13 protein-coding genes are annotated in these 15,393 nt (G+C 38.2%); 2 read left to right on the forward strand and 11 right to left on the reverse strand.

Going from position 1 to position 15,393, the window contains the following annotated elements; translation table 11 throughout:
* Positions 1-29: 29 nt before the first annotated feature.
* On the forward strand, positions 30-1,319 hold the full coding sequence (gene purD / locus ACR30L_RS04340; protein WP_435236818.1) for a phosphoribosylamine--glycine ligase: 1,290 nt from the start codon (positions 30-32) through the stop codon (positions 1,317-1,319).
* Positions 1,320-1,410: 91 nt separating this feature from the next.
* On the forward strand, positions 1,411-1,917 hold the full coding sequence (locus ACR30L_RS04345; RefSeq protein WP_435236819.1) for a GNAT family N-acetyltransferase: 507 nt from the start codon (positions 1,411-1,413) through the stop codon (positions 1,915-1,917).
* A gap of 124 nt (positions 1,918-2,041) precedes the next feature.
* Here the strand turns inward: ACR30L_RS04345 and ACR30L_RS04350 are convergent, their stop codons facing one another.
* The 11 genes from ACR30L_RS04350 to aroQ all read right to left on the reverse strand — a co-directional run bounded on the left by ACR30L_RS04350 (position 2,042) and on the right by aroQ (position 15,194).
* On the reverse strand, positions 2,042-3,730 hold the full coding sequence (locus ACR30L_RS04350) for a methyl-accepting chemotaxis protein (protein WP_435236820.1): 1,689 nt from the start codon (positions 3,728-3,730) through the stop codon (positions 2,042-2,044).
* A 416-nt stretch (positions 3,731-4,146) separates the two neighbouring features.
* Positions 4,147-5,817 (reverse strand): methyl-accepting chemotaxis protein, encoded by a 1,671-nt coding sequence (locus ACR30L_RS04355; RefSeq protein ID WP_435236821.1) that lies wholly within the window; start codon positions 5,815-5,817, stop codon positions 4,147-4,149.
* Positions 5,818-6,105: 288 nt separating this feature from the next.
* Positions 6,106-7,716 (reverse strand): IS1634 family transposase, encoded by a 1,611-nt coding sequence (locus ACR30L_RS04360; RefSeq protein WP_435235549.1) that lies wholly within the window; start codon positions 7,714-7,716, stop codon positions 6,106-6,108.
* Between the two features lie 170 nt (positions 7,717-7,886).
* The gene (locus ACR30L_RS04365; protein WP_435236822.1) at positions 7,887-8,906 is read right to left on the reverse strand and encodes a 2Fe-2S iron-sulfur cluster-binding protein; all 1,020 of its coding nucleotides are present in this window, start codon (positions 8,904-8,906) and stop codon (positions 7,887-7,889) included.
* Positions 8,907-8,967: 61 nt separating this feature from the next.
* Positions 8,968-10,629, reverse strand: a complete 1,662-nt coding sequence (hcp, locus tag ACR30L_RS04370; RefSeq protein ID WP_435236823.1) for a hydroxylamine reductase — start codon at positions 10,627-10,629, stop codon at positions 8,968-8,970.
* Between the two features lie 507 nt (positions 10,630-11,136).
* Positions 11,137-11,412: an HU family DNA-binding protein gene (locus tag ACR30L_RS04375; protein WP_435236824.1), complete on the reverse strand. Its 276-nt coding sequence runs from the start codon at positions 11,410-11,412 to the stop codon at positions 11,137-11,139.
* A gap of 128 nt (positions 11,413-11,540) precedes the next feature.
* The gene (locus ACR30L_RS04380) at positions 11,541-12,125 is read right to left on the reverse strand and encodes a YjaG family protein (protein ID WP_435236825.1); all 585 of its coding nucleotides are present in this window, start codon (positions 12,123-12,125) and stop codon (positions 11,541-11,543) included.
* 212 nt (positions 12,126-12,337) lie between these two features.
* Positions 12,338-12,637, reverse strand: coding sequence for a DNA-binding transcriptional regulator Fis (gene fis, locus ACR30L_RS04385; RefSeq protein ID WP_019616283.1), 300 nt, complete (start codon positions 12,635-12,637; stop codon positions 12,338-12,340).
* A gap of 20 nt (positions 12,638-12,657) precedes the next feature.
* Complete coding sequence (gene dusB, locus ACR30L_RS04390) at positions 12,658-13,617, reverse strand: tRNA dihydrouridine synthase DusB (protein ID WP_435236826.1); 960 nt, start codon at positions 13,615-13,617, stop codon at positions 12,658-12,660.
* A gap of 131 nt (positions 13,618-13,748) precedes the next feature.
* Positions 13,749-14,633: a 50S ribosomal protein L11 methyltransferase gene (gene prmA, locus ACR30L_RS04395; RefSeq protein WP_435236827.1), complete on the reverse strand. Its 885-nt coding sequence runs from the start codon at positions 14,631-14,633 to the stop codon at positions 13,749-13,751.
* Between the two features lie 114 nt (positions 14,634-14,747).
* Positions 14,748-15,194 carry a type II 3-dehydroquinate dehydratase gene (aroQ, locus tag ACR30L_RS04400; protein WP_435236828.1) on the reverse strand — a complete coding sequence of 149 codons (447 nt, stop codon included), beginning with the start codon at positions 15,192-15,194 and terminating at the stop codon, positions 14,748-14,750.
* Between the last annotated feature and the right edge of the window lie 199 nt (positions 15,195-15,393).

Below are 15,393 nucleotides of genomic sequence, written 5' to 3' on the forward strand. Positions count from 1 at the left end.
TGGTGAGGTTAGTTTATTAAGGTTTTTTTATGAATGTTTTAATTATTGGTAGCGGTGGCCGTGAACATGCACTTGCATGGAAAGTTGCACAAAATAAACAAGTAGAAAATATATTTGTTGCACCTGGTAATGCTGGTAGTGCATTAGAAAATAAAGTGATTAATGTTGATATCGCTGTCGAAGATATTGGTGCATTAGTCGCTTTTGCTAAGGCAAACAATATTGAACTTACAATTGTCGGCCCTGAAGCACCTTTAGTTATTGGTGTGGTTGATGCGTTCCAAAAAGCAGATCTTGCTTGTTTTGGTCCGACTCAAGGTGCAGCGCAATTAGAAGGCTCTAAAGCTTTCACAAAAGATTTCTTAGCACGTCATGATATCCCAACAGCTTGGTATCAAAATTTTACTGAAATTGAACCTGCACTTGCTTTTGTTCGTGAAAAAGGTGCCCCCATTGTTATTAAAGCAGATGGTCTTGCTGCGGGTAAAGGCGTTATTGTTGCATTAACGTTGCAGGAAGCTGAAGACGCAGTTCAAGATATGCTCGCTGGCAATGCCTTTGGTGAAGCCGGTCATCGTGTTGTTATTGAAGAATTTCTGGATGGGGAAGAAGCCTCATTTATCGTGATGGTTGATGGTAAAAATATTGTGCCAATGGCAACCAGTCAAGATCATAAGCGCGTTGGCGATGGTGACACTGGATTAAATACTGGTGGAATGGGGGCATATTCACCTGCTCCGGTTGTAACACCTGAAATGCATGATCGTATTATGGATCTAGTTATTAAACCGACCGTACAAGGTATGGCTGAAGAGGGGAATACTTATACTGGTTTCCTTTATGCTGGACTGATGATTATGGCCGACGGTACGCCAAAAGTGATTGAATATAACTGTCGATTTGGTGATCCAGAAACACAGCCGATTATGTTACGTATGAAGTCTGATCTTGTCACATTATGCTTAGCGGGTGTCAATGGTGAACTTGCAGAGATGAGTGCTGAGTTTGATCCACGCGCTGCTGTCGGTGTCGTTTTAGCCGCAGGTGGTTACCCTGGTGATTATGAAAAAGGTTTAGAGATTACCGGTTTACCAAATAAAGATGCTGAAGGCACGAAAGTGTTCCACGCAGGTACGAAAGAAGTTGATGGTAAAGTTGTTACTGCAGGTGGGCGCGTGCTATGTGCGACTGCATTAGGTAAGACGGTTACAGAAGCACAGCAAAAAGCGTATCAGCTAGCTAAAAAAATTAGTTGGGATGGTATGTTTTTCCGTAATGATATTGCTTACCGTGCTATTGCACGTGAACAGGACAAATAAGCGCATATAAAAAATTGTGCGAATGTTTTAAAAAAGCCGATGCCATCAACATCGGTTTTTTTATATCAAAAATTAACATTGTGGTGTGACGATGATTGAAATTAAAACGAAAAGATTATTACTACGTCCTTTTCAAGACTGTGATTTTGGTCGTGCTTATCAATTATTAAGTGATCCAGAGGTGATGCGTTATTCACTTAATGGACCTTATTCAAAACAGAAAAGTCAGTCATTTATCGATCAATGTATTTTAAAATCGAAAAAAAATGAACCTACGCTATTTGCTGTTATTGATAAGAAAAGTATGCTGTTTATTGGATTTTGTGGTTTTTTCTCTCAGAAAATACAAGGGAAAGAGGAACTGGAATTAGGGTATCGTTTATTAAAAGATTATTGGGGGAAGGGCCTGGCAACCGAAGCGGTAATGGCGGTGAAAAATTATGCCTTTAGTGAGCTTGGGGTAACCCGTTTAATTTCATTAATAGAAACAAGTAATATCGCTTCTTTACGTGTTTCCCAAAAGAACGGTTTTAAGGTCGAAAAGCAGTTGTTATACGATGGTCGACTTTCCGTTGAATTATGTGTGGCTCATATATAAAAAAGATATGGCTGAATAACTATTCGCTCTCAGTTATGTTCCATATTTAAACCACTTCAAGATCAAGGTGCATATTTTATGGATCCCCGTCAGTTGAAGTGGCTTGGATATTTATTAACTAACCCTATTTTTCATCTTTTAATTTGAAATAACTGACTGAATTTAACAGTTGTTTGCTGAGCTCAGAAAGTGAAGATGCCGATGACATTGAAACCTGTGCGCGTGTCGTATTTTCTTCGCTGACTTTATTAATATCATTCACATTGGTTTGAATTTCATCCAAAGTATTGCTTTGTAGTGATGATGCAGAGGAGGTTTCTTTAACGATATCTTTGATTTGATTAACCGAAAGGTTAATTTCATCTATTACATGGCCGGCGTTCGACACCTGCTCTACGCTTTGTAATGATTTAGTGTGGCTACTATTGATTGTTGAAACTGCATCTACCGTGCTGTTTTTGAGGGTTTCGAGTGTCACTTGAATTTCAGTGGTCGAATCTTGCGTCCGTTTGGCTAAGCTGCGGACTTCATCGGCTACAACAGCAAAACCTCGGCCTTGTTCTCCTGCTCTTGCTGCTTCAATTGCCGCATTCAATGCGAGTAGATTAGTTTGCTCTGCTATGCCCTTAATAACCAATAGAATGCTCATAATATTATCGGCTTGGGTATCAAGTTGTTGAATGGCTGAAACTGAATGCTCAATCTCTCCAGCTAATCCTTCTATTGATTCAATCGTTTCATGAACAATTTGCTTACCTTTTTCAGCAGATTCACTGGCATTGTCGGCCATTGAAAGTGCATTATCCGCATTATCTAATACCTGAGTTGAAACCGAATAGAGTGCATTAATGGAGCCGGACAGTTCGCCCATTTGCGATTGTTGAAATTGCGCATCGTCGATTCTCTGCTTGTTATCATTCAATAAGCCGTCCGTTGCTGAATTTAAATTATTTGCTAATGACGTAACTGAGTTGAAAATTTTATTGAGGTGCGTGGTCATGCTAAATACAGATCTTTTTATCTCACTGATTTCATCCAGATTATCACTGGTGTCAATGGTTCGGCTGAGATCTCCTTTAGCCAGGCCATGGGTAACTGACACAATTGACTGTAAATCGCCCTTTAATCGGCGCAGCATCAGTAATGAAATAATAATAACAATAAAGAAAATACTTAAGGCTAATGCAATGGATTGAGTCACAATATTGTTTTGTGTTGTGATGATCCGATCGGAGCGAATACTAACCAATTCATCATGCATGTTGTCAATGGCTTCAATCGTTTCAATAATCGGAGGAAAAGCGAGCTTGGCGGCTTTCTCAGCTTTTTTACGTGTCACAAAGGTTGCTTGAGTTAACCAGACATTAGTTAATGTTGATAATGAGGTATTTAGTGTTTCTGCTTGTGCAATGAGTTTATCGCGAGCATTGAATATACCTTGTTCTTGATTAAGTTCTAAAACGGAATTCCATTCTTGTTCAAAATCAGGACTAGCCGTAGAAAGGCTCGCAATAAAGTCTTTAATCAGCGTATCGACCAGATCAGTGGCTTCTTCTAATTGTGATTGTTCTACACCTTTTGCAGAAAACATCATGCCCATTTCTTCAGAAACCGTATAGGCTTTAAGGATGTCTTTCCATTTGTTATTCATATTCGAATAAAATTGTCTAATTTCTGAATCAAGGACAATATTTTCAACGACAGCTTGGCTATTCACTACAAGCTTGATGGACATAAACAGTAATGAGCATAACAGTAATATAACAAGACCTGATATTTTAAAGGAAAGGGTGGCATTTTTAAGTAAATTCAAGATGGATACCTGCTTTGATAATAAATGTTCAAATGAGATGTGATAGGCTGAAATAGCTTATTGTTTTGAAAATAATCATTCACACCACATTAAAAACTTTTGTTAGTTTAAAATAGAGTAATGTAGAAGAGTTAAAGCAAATAGCGAACCAACACTATAAAGGTTATATATATCAGTTGTTTATTTGTTTTGTTTGGTGTGTAAAAGGGGATTTTGCACTTTTGTAGTGCGTTCTTTTTCTGTTTTAAAATGAACAACGGGCAGGGGCTAAAATGAATAGTATTCTATGATAATACTTTGATATTATTGCGAATAAAAGAAAACGAGGGAGACGATGAACTCATGCGCAACGTCGCTACCTCGTTAAATTATTTGGGATAAAATTACCTGTTATTTTATTATCTTATAATCGATTTTTAAACTGTAAACTTATTGGTTATTTTTGTGATTAATTGGGATTGATTTTCAATGCTTTCGAATTGAGTACGGGCATCGGTAGAGCCACTGCCTATTTCTTCAGCCAGTGATGCAATACCATTGATTCGCTCGGCAATTTCGGTTGATACTGTAGATTGTTGGCTAGCCGCTGTTGCAACTTGTACATTCATTTCTGACAGTTGTTGAATAGCATGATTCGTATTGCCAATAATATCACTGATACGAACCATTGCTTCGGTGACGACTTTTCTTTGTTCTCCTGAACGGGCCATTTCTTGAATGGTTTTTTCACTACTATCTTGTAATTTATCAAGTATTTCTTTAATTTCAACCGTACTCGCTTGACTGCGTTTTGCGAGGTTTCCGACCTCATCTGCGACGACGGCAAAGCCTCGACCCTGTTCTCCTGCTCTCGCTGCTTCAATTGAAGCATTTAATGCAAGTAGGTTGGTTTGTTCTGAAATACTTTGGATAACGCTTAATACGGAATGAATTAATGTTACATTGCTTCCTAACTCGTTGATTGAGCCCTCAACACCTTTCATCAATCCATTTAAATCATCTAATTGCTCATTGGATAGTTCAACTTGTTGTAATACTTCCTGTATCTCTTTCTCAACAGAGCCCGCTGACTCACGAGTATGCTCAGCAGTATTAGCTATTTCATTTGAAGTGGATGACATTTCATCAATAGCGGCTGCAACTTGTACCGTTTCTTCTTTCTGTTGATTCGATAGGGCTTCTAAACGAATTTGTTGATCACTAGAACGACTTGCAATGTTATTTAGTTCATCAGTAGTGCCTTTCAAATCTCTAATATCACCGGCCATTGCCGTAAGAAATGTATTAAAGTTAGCTGCTATTTTATCGAGTAATGAAATACGACTTGGGGGAAGTGTCGCTGTTAAATCTCCTTCTCCATCGGCTAACCCCTCGACGGATGTACTTAGACTATTAAGTGGAAGATAGAGTCGATTAATGGCAATAAAGACGAAGATCCCTACAATAATAAATACAATTATAAAAAATAGTAAATCATCGGTAATGGCTTTATTTGTTACCTCAGTAAGTGCATCATCAATTTCTTGTTGTGCGTGTTCTATATCATCAACATAAAACCCTGTTGAGATAATGACATTCCATTTTGGAATAAGAAGAGAGTAGGAATATTTAGGTGATGGTTCTGTCTCACCGGTTTTAGTAAAGTAATAAGTGGTATAACCGGTTCTATCCTTTGCTGCAGCAATAATATTTTTTGTAATATAGTTGCCAAGCTTATCTTGGTTATTCATAAAGTTCTTACCAATACCTTTGCCAGAACCACTTTGTAAACGGTTCCCTTGAAGATCATAGGTAAAAAGATAACCCGCTCCATCGTCGTAACGAATTTCATTTATTAATGCTAACCCTGCTTTTAAGCCTGTATCTCCGGGTTGTTCAATATAAGATTTTAATAATGCGTTTGCTGAATCTATTACTGTCATTAATCGCTTTTTTTCTATTTTAATAATGTTGTCACGCGTCATTTCAGAGACTTTCATTTGAACGGTACGTGTACTGTTTATCTGACTATATAGACCCAGAGCAGCAATAATAATTAATGGAACAAAAACTAAAAGGTATATTTGAACTTTCAACGAACGTAGCATAAAAAGGATCCATTATTATTGATAGCAATTGGAGTAATTAAGGAAGTTAATAATTAGTCGCATTGGTATTTATTAAATTGAGTGGTTTAAGGTTGTTAATTTGATGTTAATTAGCATATGCATAAACATAGAATTTTGCGAATTATTGGCAAATAGATTTTTAATTTAGGGTATAAATGTAAGTGTGTTTGGAACGATAAGGTGGGGAAGTAAGCTTTATTTACAGATAAAAATGAATAGAGAGGATAGATAGAGGCGGTTTGCTCTATCTGATATTCCGCACCGGTTTTAAGAATAAATTTGCCTGTATCTATCCCCCAGGCAATCAACAATAACTTGTTGCCGTTCTTGCCAATTTACTACCATAGGCGACTGGCTTTCCAGGTAGATTATCGTAACTCCTTGGAAGCATTGAAATACCCAGCGAGCGGTTGGATTCTGGGAAGGCTTTTTCTTTTGATCCGGGAAGTAAAGGTCTTTTTCCTTTAGCTTTTTGCGGATCAGATGCTCTAAGGAAGCGTATACCATCAAACAGGAAGTCATTACCATTAACAGCGCTTCTATTCGCTCTGGCTTTTTGATGAAAATTGAGCTTGTTAAGAAATCCGGACTTTTTAAAAAACGGAACCCTTTTTCAACTGATTGCTGCTCTTTATAAGTTTTAAGCACCTTATCCATTGTCAGGCTTTCATCAAGATCATTTGTTGCAATAATAAAGAAACCTAATTGTTTAAGTGCATTATCCCTTCTATCAAGAGGAGTAAATAAATTCCCTGTTATTTTGTATTCAACTCGCTCGGGAGCTTGCCCTTTTTTAGGTTGTCCTTTCTTGCCATAGATAGGGATCTCAACGGTTTCATCAATAACATCACAGTAAACTTGTTTCTTTCTCCACAACTCAACGGCTTGCTCTGCATCATGTTGACAGGCAAACCTTTGTTGTGAGAGTTTTTTAAAGGTCTTACGCTCCGCATCTGCTTTCTTCAGCATGCGTTTTGTTAAACTATGTGTTTCACGCTTTCTCGCTTGTTCACTGCGGATCAATAGCCACCTCTGCTTTATATCGCTGTAAGTCGATTGGTGCCAAGCTCCTGAGTAACCATTCCCCATATTTTTAAAATCAAGTTCAGAAGCCTGATTAATAAGGACTTTAGCTTCCCTCAATTTATGTGGGACACGCGTGATAAATAACTGATTTAGTTCATCCAACTCAGTAATGGTATCTTGCACATATAAGGCTGCATCTGCCACTAAATAACGGCAGGACTGCGCGGCTTTTAGACTTTTTATATGGGATTTGACTATCTCCTTGAATCCTTCCATATCATTAATGTTGCCACTGGCTGGCTTCATATAAACTGGGATCCCGGATTGGTTCTCACAAATCAGGTTGAGTACGACCTGATTAAGTTCAGGACGATGATCACGTGAATAGCCTTTGGTAATTTGAATAGGGTTAAGATCATCTTCATCATCGGATAACTTTTCCATACCATCGTAGTGAAAGCTTGTTGAGTCGAGATGAACAGAGTTGCATGGTAGCCCTAAGTGTTTAATAACAGCTTCACCTATATCTTGGTATAGTGATGAAACACCATGTTCGTATAGTGCATCAAGGCAACGACCTAACGCATCATCATTGATGTATTCAGCTTTTACTTCAGGGGCAATCAGACGGTCTAATGGTTTATCAGAAAAATACTCGCGATACATATGCAGTGTTCTGCCGGTAAATCCCAACCCATTGATTATCATAGCAATGAATAAGTTACCGAAACTTATTTTCCGCTGTTCACTTGTGCCAAGTGCTTGATCGATGATATTGGCAAGCTTGATTTCCTTACAAAATCCAGCAACTAATCCATGGTGTTCAAGTGATTTCGTGTATGGGTAAGTCATGATTTATCTCTTTGAAAAGAAAGTAATAGATCAAAATTGAGGATCCCGGTCAACAATTTTTTGAAATATCTGGATGTTTCGCTAGCCAGATCACGATTTCATAGCCATTTCATAGCCAATAGTAATAAAAATTCAGGTGCGGAATAACAGCTCTATCTATTAGAGCGTGTTTAAATTTCTATTACAACATCCGATTTCACCTTTGAACTACAGGCAAGCACATACCCTTGTTCAATTTCTTTATCGGTTAACGTTGCTTGACTCGTCGATTCAGTCTTACCCGTGACTTTACATTTGCAGGAGCCACACATACCAGAGCGGCAGGCTGCAATAATAGGCAGACCTTCATTTTCTAATGCATCAAGCAAGGTTTGATTTTCTCCTATTACAAAGTTTTTCGCGTATTGTGGAGAGATGGCTTGGTAGTGAACCGTTGACTCTTGCGTGTCGCTTTCGGCGGTTGTCGGAGAAAAACTTTCCTTATGAAAAAGCGCCATATCCGCGCCTGCTTCAGATGCAATTGATTCAACCATATCCATATAGCCTTCAGGGCCACAAACAAAGAACGTTTTTCCAGTGATATTAGGTATTAAACCTGCAAACATTTCAGCATTTAACTTTCCTGGAATATCGCGTTTATTATTGGTGTGTTTAATAATACGTGTTAACTGAAAATTATCGTGTTGCGTATTTAGCAGATCCAGTTGCTCGGCCATGATGACATCCATTTCACTACGTGCCGTATGTATAAAATGAATTTGTACCTGCTGTTGGGTATCTAATAACCAACGTGCAATTGAGATACAAGGTGTAATGCCGCATCCTGCACTGATTAATACTATATCAGGTGTCACTTGATTATCTTCAATGGTAAATTCGCCAGCAGGAGCCATTGCGGGAATAGCAAAGCCAGTTTGAAGATGATCTAATAAGTAGTTAGATACTTTGCCATGTTCGACTCGTTTAATTGTTACCGTGGCTGATTTTGGTTGAGAAGGAGTTGAAGATAGCGAATAAGCTCGGTATTCAAGTTCACCGGCGACGTCTACCTCGAATGTTAAAAATTGGCCTGCTTTATAATCGAATAAACCCTCATCAAGTTTTTTAAATTCAAAAGTGGCGCTATCGGCAGTTTCATTAATCCGATTGATACAGACTAATGGTTCAAATAAGTTTGGTTCGGTTTGCATAACGGTCTCTGTACCTAGGGTTATCTGAGTATTCAAATATACTCAGATAACCTATTAAAAGTTATTTAGCTAACATTTTTTGTAAATCTGACTCTACGTTATCAATTAAAGTCAGTCCAAACTGTTCATTAAGCACATTGATTAAGTTATCAGTTAAAAATGCAGGTTTAGTTGGTCCAACATTAATATTCTTAATACCCAGAGATAATAGCGTGAGCAGTACAGCAATTGCTTTTTGCTCAAACCAGCTAATAACGAGACTTAACGGTAGCTCATTAACACCACAATCAAACTCTTTCGCGAGTGCTAACGCTAATTGAATGGCAGAATATGAATCATTACATTGGCCGATATCTAATAGGCGTGGAATGCCGTTGATATCACCAAAGCTGAGTTTATTAAATTTAAATTTGCCACAGGCTAAAGTTAAGATCACACAGTCATCGGGTACCGCTTTTGCAAAATCGGTGTAGTAACTACGCTCTGCTTTGTCACCATCACAACCACCAACAAGGAAGAAGTGACGTATATTACCTGCTTTAACCTGTTCAATAACGGCTGGTGCCGCATTTAATAATGCATTACGACCAAAACCGACGGTGATTTCATGTGGAATCTCTGAATATTTAAAGCCATCCATTTCCTGTGCACACTTGATGACTTCACTAAAATCATCACCTTCAATATGTGCAACACCAGGCCAGCCAACAATGCTTCGGGTAAAGATTCGGTCTGCATAATCACCGACATTTGGGTCGATAAGGCAGTTTGATGTCATTACAATAGGACCTGGGAAAGAAGAAAATTCTTTTTGTTGGTGTTGCCATGCACTGCCGTAGTTAGCAATAAGATGCGGATATTTTTTTAATCCGGGGTAACCATGAGCAGGCAACATCTCGCCATTGGTATAAACATTAATACCCGTACCTTCAGTTTGTTTAAGGATCATTTCTAGATCACAAAGATCGTGACCCGAGACTAAGATAGCTTTACCGGCAACTGATTTTACATTCACTTGGGTTGGCTGAGGATGACCAAATTTAGTGGTTTCACCTAGATCTAAAATAGTCATGACTTTGTAGTTCAAAGAACCAATCGCCATGCTAGCTTCAAGTAATTTACCGAGATCATCCGGATCTGTTGCTAGCCAAGCAAAAATGTGGTGGAACTCTGCATTGATAGCTTCATCACTTTGCCCAAGGATATGTGCATGTTCCATATAGGCTGCTGCGCCCTTTAGGCCATACAAGCATAATAGGCGAAGACCCATAATATCTTCATTGACTAACTCTTTACCACGATTAACCGCGACAGCTTCTGCTTGAGCAAGTAAACCTGCGCTATCTTCTGCTAATTCAAATTGAGCAGCTGCACTTGGTTCAGCAGGAGTTTGACCTGCTAGTAGACATGCAGTTTCATACTTTGCTTTTAATTGTTCACGATAAACCTGTGCTAAACGGGCGTAATCTATAATACGGTCCGCTTCAAAATTTACATTGGTTAAAGTTGCGAAAAAGGCTTTAGGGACAAAGGCATCAATTTCATCAATAATGATATCGAATTCACGCGCTTTTTCCGCATAAAAAGAGGTGCCCTGTAATGCGTAAATTAATACATCTTGAAGGTCCGATACTTCTGCTGTTTTACCACACATACCTTGAGAGTATGAACACCCGTCAGCAATTGGTGTTCTAATTGTTTGTTCACATTGAATACAAAACATGGTTAACCCTTTCGTTTAAATGAATGACAATAACGACTATGTTAAGTGGTTATTGGATTGTTAATTCGGATAAAGGAAAAATACCATAGTGATTTAGTCAACTATTGATCTGGGATAGTTTTTTAGCAGGTTTAGTAAACAATGTTCTTAGGTTTTGAGTTAACCCATTAAATCTTAAGCTTTATATCTAGGAGTGGTTCATTTGTTGACTTATTTATATTTAGATTTGAATGGTAGTAAGGATTTTCATTTTTATAACGAAATGATGAATATTGCTTGCTTGGTTTATAAGTTTTAAGGTGAATGTGAGTAAGGTTTTATGGAAATATAAAGAAAATAAAATAGGGTTTAGGTTGGGTTCGTTAACTTATCGTATCTTTGTATTTTATATCGGACTGGCGTGATAAAAAGAACGAGATATTTTAATTAAAAAGAGGTGGTGTTAGATTTAAAAAGGAGATAAAAGTCAAAACCAAACCCCTCGATTAAGAGGCTTGGCAAGAACAATTATTTATTAACTGATTCTTTTAATGCTTTACCAGCAACAAAAGCAGGTACGTTTGCTGCTTTAATTTGAATATCTGCACCAGTCTGTGGGTTACGACCTGTACGTGCTGCACGATGATTAACTTTAAAAGTACCGAAACCAATTAATTGTACAGGTTCGCCGTCTTTAAGGCTGTCTGTTACGCTAGCAAGAATTTGCTCTAGAGCCGCTTTAGCTTGCACTTTAGTTAAGTCAGCATTTTCTGCGATTTCAGCAATCAGTTGAGTCTTGTTCATGTGTATATTCCTATTGTTATAGTTAGAATCCGAAGTTATATAGAAGCAATGAATGTATTGCAAGTGACAGAGCCAAGTAAAGGGTAATATTTATGTATTACCCTTAAATGTGTCAAAAATCACAAAAATTAATCATTCAAAGCGATACCAAGATTAGTTGTACCATAATCCACTACAAACTTGCGAATAGATTTTATTAATTCAGGGCTACGTTCATTATTTAATTTTTCCAATAGATCTGCTTGAAATTGCAGCTCATTTTGAAAGAGTGGATCTGTTTTTAGATCACTTTCATCAATTTCACTATCATTTTGTAATTCAATAAAACTGGCGATAGTAGCAAAAGATGTTTGGCTCGCATTGAGCGCTTCTTCGTCGGATTTTATTAAAAAACTATTAAAGGCACAACTCATAATCACACAATATTCTACGGCAGGATAAACCCCATAAAAGTCATGGTCACGAATATCTGGGATAATCTCTTCGAAATTTTCCTGTTGAATGGTGAAATTTATTTTTGCACCCTTAACGGTCATCTTCTCCCAGAACAATTGATTAATATTATCAATTGTTTTTCCGTCTTCATCCTTGGATGTCGCTTCGCAAAATAAGTGGAAATGTAACAGGGTATGTTCGGCCAAGGCCATGCAAAAAACACTTTGTTGCCATGACTGTAAATTGGTTAATTGTTCATTAAACGGTAATTGAATCATGCCTTTCCTGATGCGCTGATAGTGGGAAAGCTCAAGCTTATAGTAACTTAAAGGAAAGTGCTGCTATTTTTTTGATAGGCATAAAAAAAGCGACTGTTTTGTCGCTTTTTATTAAAAAATAGGTTGGAAATTAATCTAAAGCCTACTTTAAATGTATATTGAATAGAGGTTGGGGTTGTTTAACCTTGGTATCAATTCAATAGATGTCTGTATCAGCCCATGCCGTATTTTTTTAATTTTTTGCGTAGCGTACCACGGTTAATACCTAGCATTGTTGCTGCACGAGTTTGATTACCACGTGTGTACTGCATAATAATATCTAATAATGGTGCTTCAACTTCAGATAAAACAAGTTCATATAACTCGGTTGTATCTTGACCATTAAGTTGTGCAACATAACCAGATACCGCCTGACGAACGGAGTCACGAAGTGGTCGTTGAGTTATTTGCCCTGTAGCAGGAATGCTGGTCGTCGTTGTAAGTGCTTCTGAAGAAATATTTTGTTCAAACATGGGTGTTAACTCTTTAATAACTAATGATTTAAATAAGTTTCTAATGTATTCAATTGCTCAACTGCGCAATCAATTGCATTAAATTGTCGTTTAAAGTAACCAGACTGATCTTGCTGTTTTAAATACCATCCAACATGTTTCCTCGCTATACGAGGCCCCATTACTTCTCCGTAGAACGCATGCAAAGCTTGCACATGGCCTAACAGAATTGAAGACAAATCCATTTTATTCTGAGGAGCAAGTTGCTCTCCAGTCTTCAGATAGTGATTAATTTCATTGAATATCCAAGGTGCACCTTGCGCGCCTCTTCCAATCATAACGGCATCGGCTCCCGTATAATCAAGCACAAACTTGGCTTTTTCAACGGAAGTAACATCACCATTAGCAATCACGGGAATCGTTACATTATTTTTAATTGTTTTTATTGTGTCGTATTCGGCAAATCCGTTATACATACATTGTCTTGTACGACCGTGCACTGCAAGTGCTTGGATACCAGACTGTTCCGCAATTTGTGCGATTTCAAGACCGTTTCTATTTTCAGGATCCCAGCCCGTGCGAATTTTGAGCGTAACAGGGACATCTACGGCATCAACTACACTTTCTAAAATTGCTTTCACAAGTTCAGGGTGAGCTAATAAAGCAGAGCCTGCTTTTTTCTTATTCACTTTTTTGGCGGGACAACCCATATTAATATCAACAATCTGAGCGCCTTGCTGCACAGTTAACTTTGCAGCAGCTGCCATTGCAATAGGCTCGGAGCCTGCAATTTGCACGGATCTAATGCCGGATTCATCATGGTAGTCCATTCTTAATTTAGATTTTCTACTATTCCATACACGCGGATTGGATGACAACATCTCAGAGACGGCAAGTCCAGCACCCAAGGATCGGCAAAGTTCGCGAAAAGGGCGATCAGTGACGCCAGCCATCGGTGCTAAAATAATATTGTTGTCTAATTGATACTGCCCAATTTGCATATAAAACGTACAATTTTTCTAATTCAAGGTGGCGTAGTGTACGCATTTTTTTACCGAGAATAAAGGCTATTTATTAACCATTTTAAAATTATTTCGCTTGCAAATTAGGCAATTTTCAGAATTAGGTTAATTTATTGTGTTTTTACACCAGAAAGTCGCGCCCACTCTTCTTTTATTTCTGCTTTGTCCATTTTGAACCACTGACCATAAACACCGATAAGTTCTTCGGTTTGTTGTTCTAAAATACCAGACAATGCTAATGCGCCTGTATTTTTGACTAATGCTTCGATATTTGTGGATAGCTCTCGGAGTGGACCCGCTAGGATATTTGCCACTAATACATCGGCATAAACCCCTTCAGGTAAATCGGCGGGTAAATATAATTCAAGTTGGTCTGACACATTATTACGTTCTGCATTGTCGCGACTTGCGGTGATTGCTTGCGGGTCGATATCGATACCAATAACGCGTTTTGCACCTAGTTTAAGTGCTGCAATTGCTAATATGCCCGAGCCACACCCAAAGTCGATAACCACTTTATCCTGCAGATCTTGTCCATCTAACCAAGCTAAACACAATGCAGTAGTTGGGTGAGTACCCGTACCAAAAGCAAGCCCAGGATCGAGCATGACGTTGACTGCCGTTTCATCGGGAACTGGCTTCCAACTAGGGCAAATCCATAAACGCTCCCCAAATTTCATTGGGTGAAAATTAACCATCCACTCGCGTTCCCAATCTTTATCTTCGAGTTGCTCAACCTTATAAGCAAAATCATCGGCTAATAATGGGCTTTGTTGGAGGATGTTAATAACCGCTGCCATATCGGTATCGGCTTCATAAAGACCGGTAATATCTGTATCGCCCCAAAGACGTGTTTCGCCAGGCATGGGTTCAAAGATTGGGGTGTCGTGGGCATCGGTAAAGGTTGCCGAAAGGGCGCTGTTATCCATTAGCAATTCGCCGATTTGCTCCGCATTTGCAGCCGTTGCGTTAAGTTTTAGTTGTATCCAAGGCATATTTTTCACTCGTAGTCAGTTTAATGGCGCAAGAATAACATCGCTTAGCAAGTCCTGCGCAGTTTAATTTAGCGAAAGGGACACAGGATTGCATCCCAGAAATGATTTTGATTCCTATGATTTCATTTTTTCAATCACGCTTTGTAGCGCAAAAGAATAGCCTTGAGCACCAAAGCCACAAATCACACCCTGCGCAATATCTGAAAGATAAGAGTGATGACGAAATGCTTCACGCGCATGCACATTTGAAAGGTGAACTTCGATAAATGGAATATTCACTCCGAGCAACGCATCGCGAAGTGCAACGCTAGTATGGGTAAATGCAGCGGGATTAATAATAATGTAATCAATGTTGTTAAAAGACGCGTGAATTTTTTCAATTAGTTCATATTCACGGTTAGATTGTAAATGTGTTAATTCTATATTTGCTTGTTGCGCTTGCTTTTCTAATCCATTCACAATACCAGCAAGTGTTTGTTTACCATAAACTTCTGGTTCACGTTGTCCTAATAAGTTGAGATTAGGTCCATTTAATACCAATACTTTTATTTTTTTTGACATGGATTCTTCCTAAGAATATTTATTTTAGAATATGATTTTTAATACTATCAATCTACTGGAAGAAGGGGCGATCAGCAAGCAGTACCATTTTACTCGGTTATCTCTTTTCAGTGTGATAGTCGCGCTTAATTTGAATACCTATATTTTAAAATATTTTTGATTATTTATCTTAATAAAAACAAATATATGTCAGTAAATC

Origin of the sequence: Psychromonas saccharinae (assembly GCF_051201515.1) — a bacterium.
Lineage (GTDB): Bacteria > Pseudomonadota > Gammaproteobacteria > Enterobacterales > Psychromonadaceae > Psychromonas.

Bases quoted from the DNA above. Each gene is read 5' to 3' on its own strand.
- purD (WP_435236818.1), top strand. From the start codon at position 30: ATGAATGTTTTAATTATTGGTAGCGGTGGCCGTGAACATGCACTTGCA.
- ACR30L_RS04345 (WP_435236819.1), top strand. From the start codon at position 1,411: ATGATTGAAATTAAAACGAAAAGATTATTACTACGTCCTTTTCAAGAC.
- ACR30L_RS04355 (WP_435236821.1), bottom strand. From the start codon at position 5,817: ATGCTACGTTCGTTGAAAGTTCAAATATACCTTTTAGTTTTTGTTCCA.
- ACR30L_RS04360 (WP_435235549.1), bottom strand. From the start codon at position 7,716: ATGACTTACCCATACACGAAATCACTTGAACACCATGGATTAGTTGCT.
- ACR30L_RS04365 (WP_435236822.1), bottom strand. From the start codon at position 8,906: ATGCAAACCGAACCAAACTTATTTGAACCATTAGTCTGTATCAATCGG.
- hcp (WP_435236823.1), bottom strand. From the start codon at position 10,629: ATGTTTTGTATTCAATGTGAACAAACAATTAGAACACCAATTGCTGAC.
- ACR30L_RS04375 (WP_435236824.1), bottom strand. From the start codon at position 11,412: ATGAACAAGACTCAACTGATTGCTGAAATCGCAGAAAATGCTGACTTA.
- ACR30L_RS04380 (WP_435236825.1), bottom strand. From the start codon at position 12,125: ATGATTCAATTACCGTTTAATGAACAATTAACCAATTTACAGTCATGG.
- fis (WP_019616283.1), bottom strand. From the start codon at position 12,637: ATGTTTGAACAAAATATTTCTTCAGAAGCACTTACAACGACGACCAGC.
- dusB (WP_435236826.1), bottom strand. From the start codon at position 13,617: ATGCAAATTGGGCAGTATCAATTAGACAACAATATTATTTTAGCACCG.
- prmA (WP_435236827.1), bottom strand. From the start codon at position 14,633: ATGCCTTGGATACAACTAAAACTTAACGCAACGGCTGCAAATGCGGAG.
- aroQ (WP_435236828.1), bottom strand. From the start codon at position 15,194: ATGTCAAAAAAAATAAAAGTATTGGTATTAAATGGACCTAATCTCAAC.